This window comes from Mycobacterium sp. E1747, from assembly GCF_001667775.1.
Lineage (GTDB): Bacteria > Actinomycetota > Actinomycetes > Mycobacteriales > Mycobacteriaceae > Mycobacterium.
This window is the reverse complement of sequence record NZ_LZJI01000185.1, coordinates 23,808-44,172: the sequence shown is the minus strand read 5'-3', so window position 1 is coordinate 44,172 and position 20,365 is coordinate 23,808. Positions and strand designations below refer to the sequence as shown.

The 20,365-nt window shown below is 68.2% G+C and carries 21 protein-coding genes and 1 pseudogene; 14 read left to right on the top strand and 8 right to left on the bottom strand.

The features are described from left to right. Positions 1–139: 139 nt before the first annotated feature. On the bottom strand, positions 140–1,981 hold the full coding sequence (locus A5695_RS18030; protein WP_068085088.1) for a long-chain fatty acid--CoA ligase: 1,842 nt from the start codon (positions 1,979–1,981) through the stop codon (positions 140–142). 151 nt (positions 1,982–2,132) lie between these two features. Continuing rightward, positions 2,133–2,396 (bottom strand): hypothetical protein, encoded by a 264-nt coding sequence (locus A5695_RS18025; RefSeq protein ID WP_068085085.1) that lies wholly within the window; start codon positions 2,394–2,396, stop codon positions 2,133–2,135. A gap of 327 nt (positions 2,397–2,723) precedes the next feature. Here A5695_RS18025 and A5695_RS18020 point away from each other — a divergent pair, with 327 nt between their 5' ends. Next, positions 2,724–3,707: a GNAT family N-acetyltransferase gene (locus A5695_RS18020; RefSeq protein WP_068085002.1), complete on the top strand. Its 984-nt coding sequence runs from the start codon at positions 2,724–2,726 to the stop codon at positions 3,705–3,707. A 22-nt stretch (positions 3,708–3,729) separates the two neighbouring features. Here the strand turns inward: A5695_RS18020 and A5695_RS18015 are convergent, their stop codons facing one another. Then, positions 3,730–3,999 (bottom strand): hypothetical protein, encoded by a 270-nt coding sequence (locus A5695_RS18015; RefSeq protein WP_067751683.1) that lies wholly within the window; start codon positions 3,997–3,999, stop codon positions 3,730–3,732. Positions 4,000–4,210: 211 nt separating this feature from the next. Here A5695_RS18015 and A5695_RS18010 point away from each other — a divergent pair, with 211 nt between their 5' ends. Both A5695_RS18010 and A5695_RS18005 read left to right on the top strand, forming a co-directional pair. Continuing rightward, positions 4,211–5,470, top strand: coding sequence for a S9 family peptidase (locus tag A5695_RS18010; protein WP_068084999.1), 1,260 nt, complete (start codon positions 4,211–4,213; stop codon positions 5,468–5,470). 14 nt (positions 5,471–5,484) lie between these two features. Continuing rightward, positions 5,485–6,882 (top strand): wax ester/triacylglycerol synthase family O-acyltransferase, encoded by a 1,398-nt coding sequence (locus tag A5695_RS18005; RefSeq protein ID WP_068084997.1) that lies wholly within the window; start codon positions 5,485–5,487, stop codon positions 6,880–6,882. A 23-nt stretch (positions 6,883–6,905) separates the two neighbouring features. Here A5695_RS18005 and A5695_RS18000 read toward each other — a convergent pair whose 3' ends face one another. Then, positions 6,906–7,121, bottom strand: a complete 216-nt coding sequence (locus tag A5695_RS18000) for a hypothetical protein (protein WP_197515539.1) — start codon at positions 7,119–7,121, stop codon at positions 6,906–6,908. A 181-nt stretch (positions 7,122–7,302) separates the two neighbouring features. Beyond that, the gene (locus A5695_RS17995; RefSeq protein ID WP_068084992.1) at positions 7,303–7,731 is read right to left on the bottom strand and encodes an Hsp20/alpha crystallin family protein; all 429 of its coding nucleotides are present in this window, start codon (positions 7,729–7,731) and stop codon (positions 7,303–7,305) included. A gap of 341 nt (positions 7,732–8,072) precedes the next feature. Between A5695_RS17995 and A5695_RS17990 the strand changes: the two genes are divergently transcribed. After that, positions 8,073–9,233 (top strand): site-2 protease family protein, encoded by a 1,161-nt coding sequence (locus A5695_RS17990; RefSeq protein ID WP_068084989.1) that lies wholly within the window; start codon positions 8,073–8,075, stop codon positions 9,231–9,233. Positions 9,234–9,249: 16 nt separating this feature from the next. Here A5695_RS17990 and A5695_RS17985 read toward each other — a convergent pair whose 3' ends face one another. Continuing rightward, on the bottom strand, positions 9,250–10,071 hold the full coding sequence (locus A5695_RS17985) for a class I SAM-dependent methyltransferase (protein WP_068084986.1): 822 nt from the start codon (positions 10,069–10,071) through the stop codon (positions 9,250–9,252). Positions 10,072–10,165: 94 nt separating this feature from the next. Between A5695_RS17985 and fdxA the strand changes: the two are divergent. From fdxA to A5695_RS17960, 5 genes and pseudogenes are all read left to right on the top strand, one after another. Next, positions 10,166–10,525: pseudogene (gene fdxA / locus A5695_RS30340) on the top strand (ferredoxin). 7 nt (positions 10,526–10,532) lie between these two features. Next, positions 10,533–11,213: a metalloregulator ArsR/SmtB family transcription factor gene (locus A5695_RS17975; protein ID WP_068084979.1), complete on the top strand. Its 681-nt coding sequence runs from the start codon at positions 10,533–10,535 to the stop codon at positions 11,211–11,213. Beyond that, entirely contained in the window at positions 11,210–11,635 is a 426-nt protein-coding gene (locus A5695_RS17970) for a hypothetical protein (protein WP_068084976.1), read from the top strand. The genes A5695_RS17975 and A5695_RS17970 overlap by 4 nt, the downstream gene beginning before the upstream one ends. Before the next feature lie 31 nt (positions 11,636–11,666). After that, entirely contained in the window at positions 11,667–12,011 is a 345-nt protein-coding gene (locus tag A5695_RS17965) for a cupin domain-containing protein (RefSeq protein ID WP_068084974.1), read from the top strand. Between the two features lie 4 nt (positions 12,012–12,015). Further along, the gene (locus A5695_RS17960) at positions 12,016–12,957 is read left to right on the top strand and encodes a nitronate monooxygenase family protein (protein WP_068084971.1); all 942 of its coding nucleotides are present in this window, start codon (positions 12,016–12,018) and stop codon (positions 12,955–12,957) included. A gap of 112 nt (positions 12,958–13,069) precedes the next feature. Here A5695_RS17960 and A5695_RS17955 read toward each other — a convergent pair whose 3' ends face one another. Beyond that, positions 13,070–13,570, bottom strand: a complete 501-nt coding sequence (locus A5695_RS17955) for a DUF1990 family protein (RefSeq protein ID WP_068085083.1) — start codon at positions 13,568–13,570, stop codon at positions 13,070–13,072. Between the two features lie 57 nt (positions 13,571–13,627). On the opposite strand from A5695_RS17955, the gene A5695_RS17950 reads away from it, so the two are divergent. Further along, positions 13,628–14,521 carry an aldo/keto reductase gene (locus A5695_RS17950; RefSeq protein WP_068084969.1) on the top strand — a complete coding sequence of 298 codons (894 nt, stop codon included), beginning with the start codon at positions 13,628–13,630 and terminating at the stop codon, positions 14,519–14,521. A gap of 20 nt (positions 14,522–14,541) precedes the next feature. Then, a complete protein-coding gene (locus A5695_RS17945; RefSeq protein ID WP_068084967.1) occupies positions 14,542–15,165 on the top strand; it encodes a PaaI family thioesterase in 624 nt (207 codons plus the stop codon). 6 nt (positions 15,166–15,171) lie between these two features. Here A5695_RS17945 and A5695_RS17940 read toward each other — a convergent pair whose 3' ends face one another. Further along, positions 15,172–16,950: a sodium:proton antiporter gene (locus tag A5695_RS17940; protein WP_068084965.1), complete on the bottom strand. Its 1,779-nt coding sequence runs from the start codon at positions 16,948–16,950 to the stop codon at positions 15,172–15,174. A 35-nt stretch (positions 16,951–16,985) separates the two neighbouring features. On the opposite strand from A5695_RS17940, the gene thrS reads away from it, so the two are divergent. From thrS to pgsA, 3 genes are all read left to right on the top strand, one after another. Next, on the top strand, positions 16,986–19,040 hold the full coding sequence (gene thrS, locus A5695_RS17935) for a threonine--tRNA ligase (protein ID WP_068084963.1): 2,055 nt from the start codon (positions 16,986–16,988) through the stop codon (positions 19,038–19,040). Next, positions 19,033–19,608, top strand: a complete 576-nt coding sequence (locus A5695_RS17930) for an HIT domain-containing protein (protein WP_068084960.1) — start codon at positions 19,033–19,035, stop codon at positions 19,606–19,608. Before thrS ends, A5695_RS17930 begins: the two co-directional genes overlap by 8 nt. Before the next feature lie 123 nt (positions 19,609–19,731). After that, positions 19,732–20,364: a phosphatidylinositol phosphate synthase gene (gene pgsA, locus A5695_RS17925; protein ID WP_068084955.1), complete on the top strand. Its 633-nt coding sequence runs from the start codon at positions 19,732–19,734 to the stop codon at positions 20,362–20,364. Position 20,365: the final 1 nt, after the last annotated feature.

Below are 20,365 nucleotides of genomic sequence, written 5' to 3'. Positions count from 1 at the left end.
CCCCACTTCGTCGCGGGCGCGTGTACGCCAACGACCGGACGTGCGCTGTGCGCGGATCAGTCCGAGCGGAAAATGCGCCGGCGTGGGTAGTTTCGACGATCACAGCGTGTCGATGTCGACACAGTAGATCGTTGTGGCGTCAGGATTCGTAGAGAGCCTGGAGGCGGTCGGCGAACCTGTCGATGACCACTTTGCGCTTGAGCTTCATGCTCGGCGTCAGATCGCCCGACTCGACGGTGAATTCGCGGTCGGCGATCGTGAACTTCTTGATCTGCTCCCAGCGGTTGAGTTCGGTGTTCAAGGCGTCGATGTAGCCGGCGATCAGCTGCTGTGTCTTGTCGTCGCGCGCGATGTCGGCAAACGACTTGCCCGCCAGGCCGTTCTTGTTGGCCCAGTCAGTGATCGCCTCGCCGTCGAGACTGACCAGGGCGACGCAATACGGCTTGCCCTCCCCGTAGACCACGATCTCGCTCACATACGGGCAGCGGCCCTTGAAGCGCGCGTCGATCGCCGACGGCGCAACATATTTGCCTTGCGAGGTCTTGAACATGTCTTTCTTGCGGTCGGTGATCCGCAGGAATCCGTCGGTGTCCAACTCGCCGATGTCGCCGGTGTGGAACCACCCCTCGCCGTCGAGCGCCTCGGCGGTGGCATCGGGCAGGTCATGGTAGGCGGTCATCAGACCCGGCCCCTTGAGCAGGATCTCGCCGTCGTCGGCGATCTTCACATCGGTGGCGGGGAACGGCCAGCCGACCGTGCCGAACCGATAAGCGTTGGGACGGTTGATGAATGACGCGGCAGCGGTCTCGGTCAGCCCGTAACCTTCCAGCACGATGATGCCGACGGCGTCGAACCACTGTGCGACGTCGCGGTCCAGCGCGGCGGCCGCGGAAACGAAGAACCGCAACCGTCCACCAAAGCGCTTCCGGATCGTGGTGAACACCAGCCGGTCAGCGACCTTGTAGGCCAGCGACGACGCCAGTGAAGGCTTCTTCCCGGACTGTCGCGCCTCCGAGACCTTCTTGCCGACCCCGATCGACCAATCGAAGATCATTTTCCTGACCCTGCCGCGCTCGGCGGCCATGTCCTGGATGCGCGCGTGCGCCTTCTCGAAGATGCGCGGCGCCGCGCCCATGATGGTCGGCCGCAGCACCGCGAGGTTGTCGATGATCCGCTCCACGCGGCCGTCGATGGCGGTGGGGAAGCCGATCTGCAACGGCAGGGCCAGCATCACCTTGCCGAACGCGTGTGCCAGCGGCAGCCACAGGAAGTTCAGGTCGTCGGGGCCAAGAATGCCCAGCGAATCGATCGCCGCGGCGGTGTACGTCCATGCCCCGTGCGTGAGCCGCACGCCCTTGGGCCGACCGGTAGTGCCGGAGGTGTAGATAAGGCTGGCCAGGTGGTCGGGACCGACGGCCGCGACGCGGTCGTTGACCGCGTCGGGTGTGTCCGCGAGCAGTTGCTTGCCCAAGAGATCGAGCTCGGCGAGGGAGATCACCCAGTCGCCGTCGCCGTTGCCGTCGATCATGACGACCTTGCGGACGTCGGGCAGTTCCGCCCGGTGCTCGATCAGCTTGTCGAGCTGGGTCTGGTCTTCGGCGACCACCACCCGGCTCCCGGAATTGGCGACGATGTAGGCCACATCCGTGGCGTTCGTCGTGGGGTACACGGTCGTGGTCGCGGCACCCGCACAGACGATCGCGAAGTCGGCGAGGACCCACTCGTAGCGCGTCGCGGAGGCGAGCGCGACCCGGTCCTCGGGCGCGATTCCCAGCGCGATCAGCCCCGCGGCGAGGTTGTTGACCCGTTCGCCGACTTGCTGCCAGGTGACGCTGGCCCAGGTGTGGTCCTGTGGGTAGCGGAAGGCCTCCGCGTTGGGGGTGGCGGCGACCCGGTTGACGAACATCTGTGCCACCGAGGGCGCGCGGTTCTCGATCTTGCGGAGGTCGGGTCTCTCCATTGAGGCCAGTGGTGCATTCATCGCGCAATCCATTGCTGCCGAAACGGATACCGATGACGAGGTGCACCGATATACCGTCGATCCTGCGGAGCCTGGCGGTGACGCGGTAGTGACGAAAGTCACGTGGGGGGCGGCAAACGTCCCCGCGCGCTACATCCGGATCGCAATCCGGTCAGTCGGCCGGGGCGATCTCGATGGACAGGCACTCACCGAGGGCGTGTGCCGCGGACCAGTCTTCTCCTCGAACCGCCCGCTCGAGGTCGTCAACCAGCGGGCTATGCGCGCCGAGCTCCTCCAACCAGGCGGACACGGTGGCGGGTATCTGGTGGGCGGGCACGCGGGCAACATGCCCCTCGTGGAGGCGATCGGTCAGCTGATAGATCCGGGCCGCCGGCCGGCGCTGTGGCCAATGCTGAAGCCACTTCGCTGTATTCATGTTCCCTCCCCGTGAGCCTTTGATCCATCCGACCATCCCCGAGGGCGCGGCCATTAGAGGCCAAGAGCACGATCACCGAAAGGCTTTGGTCTCACTTCCGGTCTGCCGAAGTCCCAGTCCGACAGGGTCTTTTGTCACAGCGGTCACCTACTTCGTTCTCCCGCGATACCGGTGCGGCTCGCGTACCGTACATCGGGGAGGACGCATCGCGACGTTACCCGTCTCGGCGCCGCTGAATTACGAAATTGGCGAGATGACCGCTTTAGCAATGGATTCGCAATCAGCGTGTGATTCGGGCGGGAGATTCGAGCTGACAGGTGGGCCGATGTGAGGGCCGTCCGCGCCGAAGAACTCGCGGCGTTGCCCGTGTTCGCCGATATCCCGGCCGAGGACCTCATGACCTTGGCCGCCCTTCTCGAGCCCCTGCACGCGGTCGCCGGCGAGGTCCTGATGCGGCAGGGGGAGCGAGCGGAGTCTTTCGCGATTATCGCGTCCGGGGGCATCGGGGTGCGGCACGTCGGATCCAAGGGTCGGGTCACGGTCACCGAGCTGTCGTCGGCGACGATCGTCGGGGAGATCGCGTTGCTGCGGCACGCCACCAGGACGGCAACGGTGACGGCGGTGGAGGATGTGCGCGGATACATCGGATACGGCGCCGCCTTCGACCGCATGCTGAGCATGCCGGTCATCGCCGACCGGATGCTGCGCACCGCTCGGCAGCGGCTGGCCGCGTACGTCGCCCCGATCCCGGTGACGATCAAGGACGGCGCCGTGCTCTCGCTGCGCCCGGTTCTGCCCGGTGACGCCGAGCGGTTCAAGAGCAGCGGTTCCTTCTCCCGGGAGACCCTCTACCGGCGCTACCAAGGCGGCGCTCCCACCGCTGCGCGCCTGACCTATCTGTTCCAGGTCGACTACGTCGACCACTTCGTGTGGGTGGTCACCGACGGCGTGGCAGGCCCGGTCGTCGCCGACGCCCGCTTCGTTCGGGACCAGGACGACCGCGCCTCGGCAGAGGTTGCGCTCACCGTCGCGGACGGCTACCAGGGTCGCGGGATAGGCACGCTGCTGCTCGGAGCGCTCGCGGTCGCGGCGCGTGTCGACGGCATCCAACGCTTCCACGCCCGCGTGCTGTCCGACAATCCGCCCGCGCGCGCGCTGGGCGACAAGGTGAACGCGCATTGGGCGCACGAGGAGCCGGGCGTGGTCACCACAACGGGGGAGATCCCGCGTTATCGGGATCTGCCGCTGGATCGCATTGTGTATCAACAGATCCGACAGGTGGCCCGTCAGGTGATCCACGCGTTCGACTAGCCGGCCCGCCCGGTTGGGCCGTCTACTCGCCGTGCTTGCTCACGGCATGGCCTGCGCTGCGGACCACGCTGCGGAAGAACTCCATGCGTGCGGTGACCAACTCGTCGGCGAGGTCCAGGGCGGCGTCGACGACGGTCTTGCGTCGTGACTGCTCGGGGAGGACGGGGCTGATCTGGTCGACGAACTTGCGGACCGCATCGATGGCTTGCTTGCGGCCGGTTTCGACAGATTCCAGCACGTCATCGGACAGTTCGGCCCATCGCGGTTCGGTCTTTTGCGGTGCCTCGGTCATGATGGGACTCCTAGAGAGCGTCAGCGGTGCTTGTGACGGCTCCGACGTTACGACCGCCCGGGCAGCGGCGCGAGTGACGAAAGACCCTTCGCGCCCGGTCATATGACCCGGCCCGGTCCGCATCATCGGGTTGTCGGGCAAGGACTTTCGCGGTCGGGGCCGGGCCGTAAGTCCCTAACACGCCGTTTTCGGCGCCTGCTACTTTGCCTTCATGGCCGTACCGACCCACAACAACGGCGTCTCCCAGCGCCCGGGTGGCGCTTTGCCGTTGACTCCGCCCGCCGGTGTCGGCCTGAGCGGCGCCGTCAAACCATTCACGAGCACCGGTCGCTACCTGGCCGAGTCATGGCGTGATTATCTCGGCCAGGCACCCGACGAGCTTCCGATCGCGCGACCCACCCTGGCCCTGGCGGCGCAGGCGTTTCGCGACGAGGTCGTCCTGATGGGCCTCAAGGCGCGACGCCCGGTCAGCCGCCCCGAGGAGTTCACGCGCATCACCGACGAGGTGGTCGCCGGGCTGTCGTTCTACGGCGACCGCGGATGGCTCGACCATCCGAAACGATTTTTCGGTGCACCCCCGCCGCTGTCGGATGTCACCTTGCGCGCGGTCAAAAAGGGCAGGCGATCGTTTTACCGCATGTCTTTCGACAGCGGATACCGGCCGCGGCCGGGCGAACCCGGCGCGGATCGGTGGATGAGTTACGCCGCAAACAACCGTGAGTACGCCCTGTTGCTCCGTCATCCGCAACCGCGGCCCTGGCTGGTCTGTATACACGGAACGGAAATGGGCCGGGCCGCACTGGATCTCGCGCTGTTTCGGGCCTGGCGGTTACACGCGGACCTCGGACTGAACGTCGTCATGCCCGTCCTGCCGATGCACGGGCCCCGGGCCCGTGGCCTGCCGAAAGGCGCGGTGTTTCCGGGGGAGGACATCCTCGACGACGTGCACGCGACGGCGCAGGCGGTGTGGGACATCCGGCGGTTGCTGTCCTGGATACGCCGGCAAGAGCCGGAATCCCAGATCGGCTTGAACGGTCTGTCGCTCGGCGGCTATATCACCGCGTTGGTCGCCAGCCTCGAAGCCGGGCTGACCTGCGCGATCCTCGGTGTCCCGGTCGCGGACCTGGTCGGGTTGCTGACCCGGCACTCCGGCCTTGGCCCCGAAGATCCACGGCGTCAGACCTTCGAACTCGCGGAGCCCATCGGGCGGATGACATCACCGCTGGCCCTTGCACCGTTGGTTCCCATGCCGGGGCGTTTCATCTATGCCGGCGTCGCCGATCAGGTCGTGCATCCCCGCGAGCAGGTGGTCCGCCTCTGGGAGCACTGGGGCAAGCCGGAAATCGTTTGGTACCGCGGCGGTCACACCGGATTCTTCCGCGCGCGGCCGGTACAGCGGTTCGTCGAGGCGGCGTTGCAACAGTCGGGCCTGCTCAATGGGGCCGTGACCGAGCGCAACCGCCCCGCTTAGTCGCGGAGGCCGACATGAATCCGCTGGATCCGCTGGACGCGGCGATGATGACCGCGGAGTGGGTGTCCAGCCCGATGCACGTGGGCGCCGTGCTGATCCTGTCGCCGCCCGACGACGCCGGGCCCGACTACGTCGACGACCTGCACCGGAGGACGCTTGCGGGGAACGATCCGCTCGACCCCAGGCTGCGCAAGTACCCGCACCGCGGTGCGGACACCGGCGGCATGTGGGTGTGGCGGCAGATGAATCCCGTTGATCTGAGCCAACATTGCCACCGCCGCACGGTGCCCGCCGAGGGGTTCTGGCGGCTGATCGGGGAGCTGGACGCCCTGCGGCTGGACTGGCGCCGGCCGATGTGGATGTCGTACCTGATCGACGGCCTCGACGACGGCCGCTTCGCCTTCTACATCAAGGTGCATCACACCGTGACCGACGGGGTGGCGGGGTTCCAGATGATCACCGACGCGCTGAGCGACGATCCCAGCCGCCGGTCCATGCCCCCGTTTTACGCCGACCGCCGCCCCGAGCCCGCGTCCCCGGCTCCGGACGGGATGATGTCCCGCCTGGTCGCGCCGCTGCGGTCGCTGACCGGCGCGGCGGCGTCGGGTGCGGGCCTGATCGCCAAGGTGGCCACCGGCGAGATCGCCACCGTGCTCGACGCCCTGGTGGGACACACCACCGCGTTGCCGCTCGGGGCGCCCTACACGCGGTTCAACGGGCGTCCCGGCCCAGAACGCGCAGTCGCCGCGGGCAGCTGGGCCAAGGAGCGCATCCACGCCGTGCGAGAGGCGGCCGGCGTGACCGGCAACGACGTGCTCACCGCGATGGCGGCCGGGGTGGTGCGCCGGTGGCTGCGCGATCACGGGGAGCTGCCCGAGCGACCGCTGGTGGCGGCCTGCCCCATCACCGTGCGCGATCACCAACACGATTCGCCAGATGACCAGCATGGCAACAAGTTTGGGCTCTGGATGTGTCCGTTGGGCACCAATCTGGATGACCCGCTGGCCCGGCTGAACGCGATCCATCGATCGATGGCCGAGGGGAAGCGCTGGGTGGGCAAGCGCGGAGCCGCGGCGTCACTGCTCACCAACGCGGGAAGTATCGCCGTGACGGCGATCGGCCCGCTGCTGCCGTTCACACCGAAAATCCGCACCGGATACAACCTGCCGATTTCGCATGTCCGCGGACCGGCCGCCGAAATGTATTGGAACGGAGCGCGAATCGCGGAGATGTACCCGGTCTCCACGGTCTACGACGGCCATGCGCTCAACATCACCACGTGCTTGTACGCCGACCGGATCGGATTCGGCTACGCAGCGGGCCGCGACGTGGTGCCCGACCTCGAGAACTTCATACCGCTGACCGAGGAGTGTCTGGCCGAACTCGAAGCGGCTGTGGGCGTTGCCAACTGAGAAACCGCAGACAGCCCGGGTGGTTAGCGGCGGGCCAGCCGCGAGGCATTGCCCGTGTGGCCCAGGATGCGTTCCAAGACGGTGTTGGACAGGTCGCCGTCGTCGGCAACGCGAGACAGGCCGCGGCGCCGCAGGAAGGTGTCGAGGCGTCGATCGGGGGACCAGTCGGCATAGGTGTGGCCGAGATACCGGGACTCCAGGAACTCGCAAGCCAGGGCGTCCACGTCAGAGTCGGTCAACGACAACGGTCGGACACCAGCCATAACCGCCATGCTCCTTTGTTCAACCGGAACCGCATGCCAAATTACGGGAGAAGGCCCCGGTTTTCCGTCACGCGGAGATTGCGGATCGGGCCCAAAGTCATCACCGCGCGCCGCGCCGCGGGCCCGGGTGACGATGTCCGGGCCCGCGGTGCAACGGCTACTTGGCGGCCACCTTCACGTGCTTTGCCTCCGGCGGGGGTGCTGAAACCGGCACGGAGACAGTCAGAATTCCTTTGTCATACGTGGCCTTGATATCGTCTTCGTTGACGTTGGACGGCAGTGACACGGTGCGGACGAACGAGCCGTAGGAGAACTCCGACCGCCCGTCGAATTGCTTCTTCTCGCTGCGCTCCGCCTTGATGGTGAGCTGACCGTCGTGGACCGTGATGTCGACGTCCTTGGCCGGATCGATGCCGGGTATTTCGGCACGCACCTCATAGTGCCCGTCAACCGTTTCGTCTTCCAACCGCATGAGCCGGGTGTCGAACATCGGACGGATCCCGGCGAACGAGGGGAACGCCGAGAAGAAATCGGGGAACGGCGTGTGCGGCTTCTGCGTCGCTGGCGCCGTGGTGGTGGTGGTCATGGTCTTCTCCTACAGATGTCTGTTGCTTGAAGCGGACGCCTTCGATCCGACCATGCCAGCGGATTCGACGGTAGGGACGGAAGTCCTTATCACGCTTCGGCCGAAGACATTTCGACAATGGCACTCGGCTGGTCGGCGCGGGATGCCTCGGAGACGAGGCGCTGCTGCCGTTGACGCCGCATCAGCGGCGGTTGCCCGGAAAACAGTTGCCAGTTGTCGAGCGCAGGTCGATTGGCCGCCCGCTGGGGGTCCAACGGCCCTAGTAACGACCGCAGCGTCGCACTAACTTCGGACACGAGGCGGCTTCCAACCGCCTCCCTCAACGACTTTGGAGGTTCGAGGTGCGCGATGCGATCCCGATCGGGCGGATCGCCGGCTTCCCGGTGAAGGTCCACTGGAGCGTTCTGGTCATCCTGTGGTTGTTCACCTGGAGCCTGGCCAGCATGCTGCCCGGCAGTGTCAAAGGGTATTCGCCGGTGGCCTATTGGGTGGCCGGCGCGGGCGGCGCGCTGGTGCTGTTGGCGTCGCTGGTGGCCCACGAGCTCGCGCATGCCGTCGTCGCCCGCCGCGCCGGGGTCCCCGTGGGCAGCGTGACGCTCTGGTTGTTCGGCGGAGTCACCACCCTTGGCGGCGAGGCGAAGACGCCGACGGCGGCCTTCCGGATCGCGATCGCCGGGCCGGCCACCAGCCTTGCGTTGGCGGCCATCTTCGGCGGCCTGGTCGCTGTCCTGCCGACAGTGGGCGCCGCGCCGATCGCGGTCGGCGTCGCGTCCTGGTTGGCCGGCATCAACCTGCTGCTGGGCCTGTTCAACCTGCTGCCCGGCGCACCGTTGGACGGTGGCCGGGTGCTGCGGGCGTTCCTGTGGCGCCGTCACGGCGACAGCGTGCGCGCCAGCATCGGCGCCGCCCACGCCGGGCGGGTGGTCGCCTTCATCCTGATTGGCTTGGGGCTGGCCGAGTTTCTGCTCGGCGGTCTGGTGGGTGGGGTCTGGCTGGCGTTCATCGGCTGGTTCATCTTCGCTGCCAGTCGCGAAGAGGAGACACGGATTTCGACCCAACAGATGTTTTCCGGGGTGCGCGTCGCCGACGCGATGACCGCCCGCCCGCACACCGCCCCCGGATGGATCACGGTCGACGATTTCGTCCAGCGCTACGTGCTCGGCGACCGGCACTCCGCCTACCCGGTCGTCGACCAGAGTGGGGAGATTTCGGGTCTGATCACGTTGCGGCAATTGCGCGATGTCGCACCCGAACGGCGCGCCACCACCACCGTGGGTGAGATAGCACAGCCGCTGCAGGAGGTGCCGTCCGGCGCACCGCATGAGCCACTGACCACCCTGCTGGAGCGGATGGCCCCCGCCGGCCCGCGCAGCCGCGCCCTGGTGTTCGACGGCGGCCAGGTCGTCGGCATCGTGACGCCGACCGATGTGGCGCGGCTCATCGAGGTCTACCGGCTTGCCCACCCGGAGACCTCGAAATCGGCCCCGGCCCAAAGCATTTAGGCCAACCCGCCCGACATCAGGCTCTGTGGGCGACGATGGCGACGGCGGCCAGCTGCTTGCGATGCCGGCGGAACGTGCGGCGCATGGTGAGGACTCGCTTTCGGGCGTCCCGGTGCGCGAGGACGTTGCGCGCGAACCGCAGCGCCCCGAGCAGTCCTTCGTCGGCGACGAGTCGGCGCGGTTGCAACAGCGCCATCGGAGCGGTCGCGACGTGGTCCACCACCAGCCCGTGGTCGGCAAGCAGCCGCGACCATTCCGCGACCGTCAGCGGCCGCGCGTTCACCTTGATCGCGCGGGCAAGCGATTGGCGGATGTCGGTGCTGACCTCCTCGGAGACGGTGTCCGGCGTGAGGGCCAATTCGTGGATCGCGTACCGGCCGTGCGGCCGAAGGACCCGCGCCGCCTCGGCGACGATGGCGTGTTTCGCCGCGTCGCCCTGCATGCTCAGCATCGCCTCCCCGATGACGACATCGGTGCAGGAATCCGGTAGTCCGGTTGCCGCCGCGTCGGTGACGTGGACCGCGCCGTTCTCGACGCCGAGCTCGGTGAGCACGCCCCGGACCACGTTGGCCGCGTCGGGATCTCCCTCGGCGCCGACGTACGACCTGGGGTGGCGGGACAGGATCTCCGTGGCGGTGCGGCCCAGGCCGGGCGCCAGCTCGACCACGTCGGCGTCGGCTAGCTCGGCGCGGGCCAGCAGCGTGCGGGTGAGCTCGACGCCGCCGGGGCGAAGGACGCGTTTACCGAGCCGGGCTAGCAGCCAGTGGCCCGCCACGGCGTCGTCGGAACGGTCCGATGATGGAAGGGGCGGCCCGGCGCCGGCCGACGGCTTGACCATCAGAATCCCTGCCGCACAGGGGATTTCAGAGGATTCACGACCAGTGCTCCCGCTTCTCTCATTTTTACAAGTTAAATTGTGTAAACTCTACCGCGTGGCGTATCTCTTTGGGAACCCGTGCATCGACGTGCTGGACCGCGCTTGTGTAGATGAGTGCCCCGTCGACTGTATCTACGAAGGCGGCCGGGCGCTCTATATTCATCCCGACGAATGCGTGGACTCCCGCCGCGTGCTGGCCGGTGTGCCCGGTAGACGCCATCTCCTACGAACACGACCTGCCCGGGGAGCTCAAACCGCACCTGGCCGACAGACAATGAGGCGTTCTTCACCGAAACGCTGCCGGGGCGCGACGCCCCCTCGGGTCGCCGGGCGGGGCGGCCAGTTGCGTCCGCTCGGTGTAGACACGGCTTTGGTGGCCGCTCACCCGAGGGTCGGCCAAGCGGAAGGAGCGTGAGGGTCCCGTGAATGTGCCGCCCACGCCGGTCGGGGAGTCCGCCGGCCGCCGCCGCGAGGTGCTGCGGGTGCTGCGGTCGTCGCCCGACGCCATGAGCATCGCCGCGATCGCCGACGTGCTGGGCGTGCACCCCAACACCGTCCGATTCCACCTGGACACCCTGGTCGGCGACGGGCAGGTCGAGCACGTCGAGCTGGACCGCAAGGGGCCGGGCCGCCCGCCGCTGATGTTCCGTGCGATCCGCCAGATGGACCGCGGCGGGACGCGGCACTATCGCCTGCTCGCCGAGGTGCTGGCCACGGCGTTCGCCGGTGAGCCGGACGCCAGCGCCAAGGCGGTGGCCGCGGGCCGGGCCTGGGGGAAAAAGCTGGACGCCAGCCTGGAGCCGGTCCCGGCGAAGCCCACCAGCGCCGACGACGCCATCGACCACTTGGTCAACATGCTCGACGAGCTCGGCTTCGCGCCAGAACGCCGGTCGGCCGAAGGGGAGCAGCAGGTCGGGCTGCGGCATTGCCCGTTCCTGGAACTGGCCGAGAACCGGACGACCGTCGTCTGCCCCGTGCACCTCGGACTGATGCAGGGCGTGATGGAGTCTTGGGGCGCGCCCGTCTCGGTCGACCGGCTCGAGGCGTTCGTCGAACCCGATCTGTGCCTGGCGCACCTGAAGCCGCGGCAGGCGGCCAAGTGAACACCGGGCCGGCGATCGCCGTCGCGGTCACCTTTGTCTGGCTCGGCATGGTGCTGGCCATCTCGTTCCTGGAAGCCCCGCTGAAGTTCCGCGCGCCGAATGTGACGTTGCAGATCGGGCTCGGTATCGGGCGGCTGGTGTTTCGCGCCCTCAATGCCGTCGAGGTCTGCTTCGCGCTTGTGCTCGTGGCAATCGTGGTCGCGGGCCCCACGCCCGCTGGCGTCGCCGCGGCGACTTTCGTCGCCGTGGGAGCCCTCGCCCTGCAGCTGATCGCGGTGCGCCCCCGATTGACGCGCCGCTCCGACCTCGTGCTCGCCGGGGCCGACGGGCCGCGCTCGCGGGCCCACTACGTCTACGTCGGCTTCGAGGCGGTCAAGGTCGCCGCGCTCGTCGCGGCGGGGATACTGCTACTGATGGGGTGATCGCGTCCGCTCAACCACGAAGGGCTCAGCTATGGAATCGATCTCGTTGACCAGCCTCGCGTCCGAAAAGCTGGCCGAGGCCAAGGAAACGCACAGCGGTCGGGCCGCCCACACCATCCATGGGGGCCACACCCACGAACTTCGGCAGACCGTGCTGGCTTTGCTTGGCGGCCATGATCTTTCCGAACACGACAGCCCCGGCGAGGCGACGCTGCAGGTGCTGCAGGGCCACGTGCGCCTGACCACCGGGGGTGACGCTTGGGAAGGCAAAGCGGGCGACTACGTCGAGATTCCGGCGGAACGGCACGCCCTGCATGCGGTCGAGGATTCGGTGGTCATGCTGACCGTGCTCAAGACTCTGCCGTCGGCTCACTAGCCGCATGCTTTCGACGCCCTGGTCGAGGGAATTCGGGCTGCGGGTACCGATCGTCAACGCGCCGATGGGCGGGGTTGCCGGGGGCCGGCTGGCGGCGGCGGTCACCGCGGCCGGCGGCCTAGGCATGGTCGGCATGGGCAGCGTGGCGACCAGGGAATTGCTGAGAACCCAGCTTCAGCACGTGCGGGGAACGTTCGGCATCGGCTTGGTCGATTGGGTGATGCGTACCGAGGAGGGGCTGTTCGAGGATGCCCTCGCGGCGCGCCCGGCCCTGCTGTCGGTCAGTTTCGGGACCGACTGGTCATGGGTCGCGAAGGCGCACCACGCCGGAATCCCCACCGCCACCCAGGTCTACGACGGCCTCGGGGCTCGCCAGGCGGCCGACGCCGGCGTCGACATCCTGGTGGCCCGCGGCTCGGAGGGTGGCGGGCACGGTGAGACGACGCTGGCCACGCTGCCGTTGCTGGACACCGTGCTGGACACCGTCTCGGTGCCGGTCCTCGCCGGTGGCGGCGTGGCGTCGGCGCGCAGCCTGGCCGCCGTGCTGGCCGCTGGGGCGAGCGGGGCGTGGGTGGGCACCCGCCTGGCCGCCTGTCCCGAGGCGCTCTCCGGTGACAGCAGCCGCCGCGCGCTGATCGCGGCCCGGGCCACCGACACCGCGGTCACCCGGGCCTTCGACGTGGCCCAGGCCCGGCCGTGGCCTGCGCGATTCCCGTCGCGGGTGCTGACCAACGACTTCGTCGAGCGCTGGACTGGCAAGGAGGACGCGCTGGACCCGCAGGCCTGCGACGAACTCCAGGACTCCATCGCCGCCGACGACCGCCGGGTCGCCCCGGTGGATGCCGGTCAGGGCGTCGGGATGATCCGCGACGACGCCTCGGTGGCCGAGGTTATCGACGAAATGTGTTCGGGCGCAGAGCGTTTGCTGACGTCCTGGGGCTCGTAGCGCCGTCGGTCCTGTCACGCTGGCGTGACGCTCGACGGCGAGTGTCACGCTGGCGTGACGTTCGGCGAGGAACGGCGTTCCGGTAGCGTCGGGAGCCGCTGACCCCGACGGCTCAGACCCCGCGCAGATAGCGTTTGGCGATGACGCGCTGAGCCACCGACACCACGGGCCCGGCGGCCTTGCTCCACCAGGTCGCGGGCCGCGAGAACGCCGTCACCTCCGCGAACACCGCGGAGGTGGCGGGGTCACGCCGGACGACGAAACGTTCCTCACCGGACTCCGGATGTCCGGGCAGGGTGCCGTAGGCGAATCCGCGGATGTCGGGCTCCTCGATGACGTACACCACCCGACACGGCGCGGGCAGAAAACCCATGCGCACCAACACAACTGTGCCGACCTCGGCAACCTCGGAGCTGGCCCGCACCCGCAGGCCCGCCCCGTGCTGCATGCCCCAGCGCATGACGGCGTCGGCGGCGCGCTCGAAGCGCTGCTGCCCGGTGCCGATCTGTCTCTCCGTGTGCAGGTGGCCGTATCCCGCGGGCAACTTGCCGGACGCGGTCGCCCCCACCTCGCGGTAGGTCAACGGCAGTTCCTCGAGTGCTGCTAAGTCCACCAGCCCAGCTTGCCACGCCGAGATGCCCGACGACATTTCCGGCGTACGGTCGTAAAAATGACCGCACAGAACTCGAAAACCGTTGCACCAAAAAGCCAAGCGTCCGGTACCTTCACGCTCGGCGGCGACCTGACCGTCAACCGACTCGGCTTTGGTGCCATGCGCCTGACCGGCAAGGGCGTCTGGGGCCCGCCTGCCGATCGCGACGAAGCGATCCGCGTGTTGCGGCGCGCCGTCGAACTCGGCGTGAACTTCATCGACACCGCGGACTCCTACGGTCCCTACATCGCCGAGGAGATAATCCACGAGGCGCTGCATCCGTACGACGGGTTGGTCATCGCGACCAAGGCGGGTCTGCTGCGCACCGGACCCGACGTATGGATCTCGCTGGGCAACCCGAGCTATCTGCGCCAGGAATGCGAGATGAGCCTGCGCCGCCTCGGCGTCGACACCATCGACCTGTTCCAGCTGCACGGCATCGACCGCGACTTCCCGCTGGCCGACCAGGTGGGCGAGCTGCTGGCGCTGAAAAACGAGGGCAAGATCCGCCACATCGGCCTCTCCGAGGTCAACGTCGATCAGCTCACGGAGGCCCAGCGGATCACCGAGATCGTCTCCGTGCAGAACATGTACAACCTGTCGGCTCGGGGCGCCGAGCCACTGCTGGACGCCGCGACCAGCCAGGGCATCGGCTTCATCCCCTGGTTCCCGCTGGCGGCCGGGCCGCTGGCCGCCCCCGACGGCCCGCTGCAGCGCATCGCCGCCGAGCACCATGCGAGTGCGTCCCAACTGGCGCTGGCCTGGCTGCTGAAACGGTCGCCGGTGATGCTGCCGATCCCGGGCACGTCCAAGGTGGCGCACCTGGAGGAGAACGTCGCCGCCGCCCAGATCGAGCTGAGCGACGACGAGTTCGAGGCCCTGTCGACCGCCGGAGGTCAGAAGACCGTCTGACCACCGGATACGGTGTCCCGGTGACCAGCGGACAGGCCAGGCACCCCGGCGGCGGGTTCAACCCGCCCGAACCCACGACCAAGGGCGGCCCCGACTACGGCCGGTTCATCGACGGCGTGCGCAAGCTGCAGGACCACGCGCGCGCCGTAGACGCGCCCGACGAGGTCATCGCGGAGGCGGCGAATCAGCTGGAGAAGCTGTCGGCGCTGCTCGCCCCGTACGACGCCGATGAGTGGGCGGCGCCCTCGGGCCGCCGCATGGATCTGCCGATGCGCGGCAACGTCCTGACGGTTCCCATGTCTGCCCGCAAGGGCGACGACGGCCGCGTGCACGGCTGGGCGCGGTTCGCCCGGTTCCATCTGGGGCGCAACGGTGCGGTGCACGGCGGCTCACTCGGCATGCTGTTCGACACCGTGCTCGGGCTGACGGCGGTCCTGCTGACCGGGAGCCGGCGCCAGCGCACCGCCTACCTCAAGATCGATTACCGCAACATCGTGCCCATCGAAAAGGAGTTGCAGTTCGACGCCGGGGTGGACAGGGTCGACGGGCGCAAGATCTTCGTCTCGGGTCGGCTGACCGATGGCGACACGCTGCTGACCGAGGCCGATGCCCTGTTCGTGCGGCTCAAGCCCGGGCAGCCCTGAGCCGGGTCAGAGCCGGGTGGTCGGCAGCATCACCTCTTCGTGGTCGAGTTCGCGTTCGAGCACCCGAAGGCTCCGATCGGGCAGCATGCCGGCGTCACGCCAGCGCACCAGTTCGTCGCGCTCGGCATCGATGGCCGCCCGCCGGATCGCGACGGCCGCCTCGTATTCGGGATGGCTGGGTAAGTCGTCGGAATCCGACAGCAGATCGAGCCGGCGTTGATACCGCTCGAGCCGGGTGCACAACTGCTTTCGCACCGCGTCGATCGCCCTGGCGTCGGCTTCGCTTCCTTGACTGAGCTCGTCGAGTGCGTCGAGGGCGGCGCGGACGGCGGCCGTGCGCGCCCGATTGCGCAGGCGCAGCTCGTCGACGGCCTTTGCGTGAACGCCGAGAGCACGCGCGACCGGGCCGAAAGTGCTGCCTTGACCGATCAGCGTCACCAGCACGACCACCAAGGTGCAGAACAACAAGAGATCGCGGACCGGAAACCGTGCGCCACTGTCCGTCGTGAAGGGCACGGCGAAGATCGCGGCGAGGCTGACGACGCCTCGGGTGCCGGCCCAGCTCAGCACGAAAATCTCACGGCCACTGAGTCTCTCCGCGTTGCGGTCGCGTCGGGGACGGGCTGGGGCCGGATCGTGATCGTCATCGTCATCGTCGTCGGCGGTACCCGTGACGTTCCCGAGCCGGGTATGCAGTGACCGCGGCAGCGACTGCGTGAGTATCAGCCACAACGGCCGCACCAGCAGCACCGCCGCGGTGGTCACGGTGGTCGCCACGACGATGGTCGACACCGGGTAGCCGCGCAGGCCGTCGAGGACGGCCGGGAACTGCTGACCTATCAACAGGAAGACGAGACCCTCGAGGAGGAAGTTGGCCAACCGCCACACGGCCCGGGTCTGCAACCGGCTCGCGCCCGACTCCGACCGGGGTGAGTCGTGTCCGACGACCAATCCACACACGACGACCGCCAGCACCGCCGACGCGTGCACCTTCTCGGCCGCGAGATAGGTCAGAAACGGTGTGGCCAGCGAGATCGCGTTGGCCGTCATCACGTCGTGCGGAAAGCGCCGCAACAGGCGGCGGCACCAAGCGAATGCCAGCCCGATCACCAGGCCGCCCACGGCGGCCAGGGCGAACTCCCGGACCGCGAACGGAAACGAGAAGTCCGCACCCCTGGCCACCGTGATGGCCACCGACAGTGTGGTGAGCGCCGTCGCGTCGTTGAGCAGGCCCTCGCCTTCGATGAGGGTGACGATGTTGAGCGGCAGACCGACCTTGCGGGCGACCGCGAGCGCCGCCACGGGATCAGTGGGTGCCACCGCGGCGCCGAGCACCGCGCCCACCGCGAGCGTGGCCCCACTGACGAGCAGGGCGAAGGCGGCGCCGACCGAAGCCGCGGTCAGCAGAACGAGGATGACCGACAGGCTGACGACGGTGCGCAGGTTGCGGCGTATCCCGATCAGCGACGACTCCAGGGCCGCGTTGTAGAGCAAAGGCGGCAATATGCAGGTCATCACGATGTCGGGGCGAAGGCCGACGTTCGGCCCCGGCAGCAGCCCGTAACCAATACCGACGAGAGTGAGCAATCCCGCGCTGGGGAGTCCGGTGCGGTCGCTGACCCAATTGACCACCACGATGGCGCCGACAGCGGCGAGCAGCAATGCCAATGCCGTCTGCGCCCCCACGAACCCATTCTGCCGACAATTTGCTGCGGGCGGCGGCGCCCCGCGACGATGCCGCACTACTCGACGGCCCTGCTTGGCCGCTGGGCGCCCCGATAGCATGGTCGTCGACCCACCGACCTAGGAGACCCCACGCGATGAGCGCCCCCGCAAACCCGTCCCCAGCAGGCCCTATCCGGGTGCCGACCGGGACCACCGCCGCGGCCGCGGTGCGGGAGGCGGGGCTGCCGGGCCGCGGGGAGCCCGACGCGGTCGTGGTGGTGCGCGACGCCGACGGCAAGCTGCGGGACCTGAGCTGGGTCCCCGAAGCCGATACCGAGGTGGTGCCGGTGGCGGCCAACACCGACGAGGGACGCAGCGTCATCCGGCATTCGGCCGCGCACGTGCTGGCCCAAGCCGTCCAGGGCATGTTTCCGCACGCGAAGCTCGGCATCGGGCCGCCCATCACCGACGGCTTCTACTACGACTTCGACGTGGCGGAGCCGTTCACCCCCGAGGACCTGGCGGCGCTGGAAAAGCGGATGCGCCAGATCATCAAGGAGGGGCAGCTGTTCTCCCGCCGCGTCTACGAGTCCAAGGACCAGGCGCGCTCGGAATTGGCCGACGAGCCCTACAAGCTGGAACTCGTCGACGACAAGTCCGGCGACCCCGACATCATGGAGGTAGGCGGTGACGAGCTCACCGCCTACGACAACCTCAATCCCCGCAGCCGGGAACGGGTTTGGGGGGACCTGTGCCGCGGGCCGCACATCCCCACCACCAAGCACATCCCGGCGTTCAAGCTGACCCGCAGCTCCGCCGCGTATTGGCGCGGGGACCAGAAGAACGCGAGCCTGCAACGCATCTACGGCACCGCGTGGGAATCGCAGGAGGCGCTGGACCGGCACCTCGAGCTGCTCGCCGAAGCGCAGCGGCGCGACCACCGCAAGCTGGGCACCGAGCTGGACCTGTTCAGCTTCCCCGACGAAATCGGTTCGGGACTGGCCGTTTTCCACCCCAAGGGCGGCGTGGTGCGCAGGGAGCTGGAGGAGTACTCACGGCGCAAGCACATCGAGGCCGGGTACGAGTTCGTCAACACCCCGCACATCACCAAGGCGCAGCTGTTCCACACCTCCGGCCACCTGGACTGGTACGCCGACGGGATGTTCCCGCCGATGCACCTCGACGCCGAACTGGGCGACGACAAAACGGTGCGCAAGCCCGGGCAGGACTACTACCTCAAACCGATGAACTGCCCCATGCACACGCTGATCTTCCGGTCACGCGGGCGGTCGTACCGCGAACTTCCGTTGCGGCTCTTCGAGTTCGGCACCGTCTACCGCTACGAGAAGTCCGGGGTGGTGCACGGGTTGACGCGGGCGCGTGGATTCACCATGGACGACTCGCACATCTTCTGCACGCGCGACCAGCTGCACGGCGAACTGGCGTCGCTGCTGCGGTTCGTGCTCGAGCTGCTGGGCGATTACGGCCTCGAGGACTTCTATCTGGAGCTGTCCACCAAGGACCCGGAGAAGTTTGTCGGAACCGACGAGATGTGGGAGCAGGCCACCAACTCCCTGGCCGAGGTGGCCGCCGAGTCGGGCCTGGAACTGGTTCCCGACCCCGGCGGTGCGGCGTTCTACGGCCCGAAGATTTCCGTGCAGGCCCGCGACGCCCTGGGCCGCAGCTGGCAGATGTCGACCATCCAGGTGGACTTCAACTTCCCGGAGCGCTTCGAGCTGGAGTACACCGCCCCGGACGGAACCCGGCAGCGGCCGGTGATGATCCACCGGGCACTCTTCGGATCGATCGAGCGGTTCTTCGGTATCCTCACCGAGCACTACGCGGGGGCGTTCCCCGCGTGGCTGGCGCCCGTGCAGGTGGTCGGGATACCCGTCGCCGACGAACACATTCCCTACCTGGAAAGCCTTGCGGCGCAGCTGAAATCGCACGGCGTGCGGGTGGAGGTGGACAGCAGCGACGACCGGATGGCCAAGAAGATCGTCCACCACACGGCCCAGAAGGTGCCGTTCATGTTGCTGGCGGGTGACCGCGACGTCCAGGCGAAGGCGGTGAGCTTCCGCTTCGGTGACCGCACGCAGATCAACGGTGTGCCGCGCGACAGCGCCGTCGATGCCATCGTGGCGTGGATCGCCGAGCGCGTGAATGCCGCCCCGACCGCCGAACTGGTGAAGGTGACCGGCGGTGAGTGAACCGACGGAACGCGTGGAGGACACCATCCTGGACACCGGTGTCGGCGAGAGTGACCACTTGCAACGGCTGTGGACGCCGTACCGGATGACCTATCTGGCCGAAGCGCCGATGAAGCGCGATCCCAACTCTTCGGGCAAGACCGAGCAGCCGTTCACCGACATCCCGCAACTGCCGGACGAGGAGGGCCTGGTCGTCGCGCGCGGGGAACTCGTCTACGCCGTCCTCAACCTCTACCCGTACAACCCGGGGCACCTGATGGTCGTGCCGTATCGGCGGGTTTCCGAGCTCGAGGACCTCACCGACGAGGAGAGCGCGGAGTTGATGGCCTTCATCCAGAAGGCGATTCGCGTGATCAAGAACGTGTCGCGGCCGCACGGCTTCAACGTCGGTCTCAACCTCGGCGCGTCGGCGGGCGGGTCGCTGGCCGAGCACCTGCACGTCCACGTCGTACCCCGTTGGGGCGGCGACGCGAACTTCATCACCATCATCGGAGGCTCGAAGGTGATCCCGCAGTTGCTGCGCGAAACCCGCCGGTTGCTGGCCACCGAGTGGACTAACCAGTCATGAGACGTGAGCGCGCATGAGCCGCGTTGGTGACGACGCGGTGGGGGCGCCCCCAGCCGTGAAGCGGCGAGGGGGACGTAGCGATGAGGTGGCGATATCGCCCGCTTGCGGGGGAGAGCGCCGCAGATGAGCAAGGTGCCGTTCCTCTCGCGGGCGGCGTTCGCGCGGCTCACCACGCCCACCGCCAAAGCGTGCCTGCGGATGGGCTTGACGCCGGACGTGGTCACCGTGCTGGGCACCACCGGGTCCGTCGCGGGGGCGCTCGCGCTGTTCCCGATGGGCAAGTTGTTCGCCGGCGCCTGCGTCGTGTGGTTTTTCGTGCTGTTCGACATGCTCGACGGCGCGATGGCCCGCGAGCGCGGGGGCGGCACCCGGTTCGGCGCCGTGCTGGACGCCACCTGTGACCGCGTCAGCGACGGCGCGGTGTTCTGCGGCCTGCTGTGGTGGGTGGCCTTCGGCATGCACGACGACCTGCTCGCGGTGGCGACCATGATCTGCCTGGTGACCTCGCAGGTCATCTCCTACATCAAGGCGCGGTCCGAGGCCAGCGGGCTGCGCGGCGACGGCGGCATCATCGAACGCCCGGAGCGGTTGATCATCGTGCTGGTCGGCGCCGGGGTGGCGGACTTCCCGTTCGTGGCCTGGCCGCCCGCGCTGCCGGTGGCCATGTGGCTGCTGGCGGTGGCCAGCGTGGTCACCTGCGTGCAGCGGCTGCGCACGGTGTGGACCTCGCCCGGCGCGACGGAGCGCATGCCGTGAT

Bases quoted from the DNA above. Each gene is read 5' to 3' on its own strand.
- A5695_RS18005 (WP_068084997.1), top strand. From the start codon at position 5,485: ATGAATCCGCTGGATCCGCTGGACGCGGCGATGATGACCGCGGAGTGG.
- pgsA (WP_068084955.1), top strand. From the start codon at position 19,732: ATGAGCAAGGTGCCGTTCCTCTCGCGGGCGGCGTTCGCGCGGCTCACC.
- A5695_RS17950 (WP_068084969.1), top strand. From the start codon at position 13,628: ATGACCGCACAGAACTCGAAAACCGTTGCACCAAAAAGCCAAGCGTCC.
- A5695_RS17985 (WP_068084986.1), bottom strand. From the start codon at position 10,071: ATGGTCAAGCCGTCGGCCGGCGCCGGGCCGCCCCTTCCATCATCGGAC.
- A5695_RS18015 (WP_067751683.1), bottom strand. From the start codon at position 3,999: ATGACCGAGGCACCGCAAAAGACCGAACCGCGATGGGCCGAACTGTCC.
- A5695_RS18025 (WP_068085085.1), bottom strand. From the start codon at position 2,396: ATGAATACAGCGAAGTGGCTTCAGCATTGGCCACAGCGCCGGCCGGCG.
- A5695_RS17995 (WP_068084992.1), bottom strand. From the start codon at position 7,731: ATGACCACCACCACCACGGCGCCAGCGACGCAGAAGCCGCACACGCCG.
- A5695_RS17940 (WP_068084965.1), bottom strand. From the start codon at position 16,950: ATGCTATCGGGGCGCCCAGCGGCCAAGCAGGGCCGTCGAGTAGTGCGG.
- thrS (WP_068084963.1), top strand. From the start codon at position 16,986: ATGAGCGCCCCCGCAAACCCGTCCCCAGCAGGCCCTATCCGGGTGCCG.
- A5695_RS18010 (WP_068084999.1), top strand. From the start codon at position 4,211: ATGGCCGTACCGACCCACAACAACGGCGTCTCCCAGCGCCCGGGTGGC.
- A5695_RS18030 (WP_068085088.1), bottom strand. From the start codon at position 1,981: ATGAATGCACCACTGGCCTCAATGGAGAGACCCGACCTCCGCAAGATC.
- A5695_RS17965 (WP_068084974.1), top strand. From the start codon at position 11,667: ATGGAATCGATCTCGTTGACCAGCCTCGCGTCCGAAAAGCTGGCCGAG.
- A5695_RS17960 (WP_068084971.1), top strand. From the start codon at position 12,016: ATGCTTTCGACGCCCTGGTCGAGGGAATTCGGGCTGCGGGTACCGATC.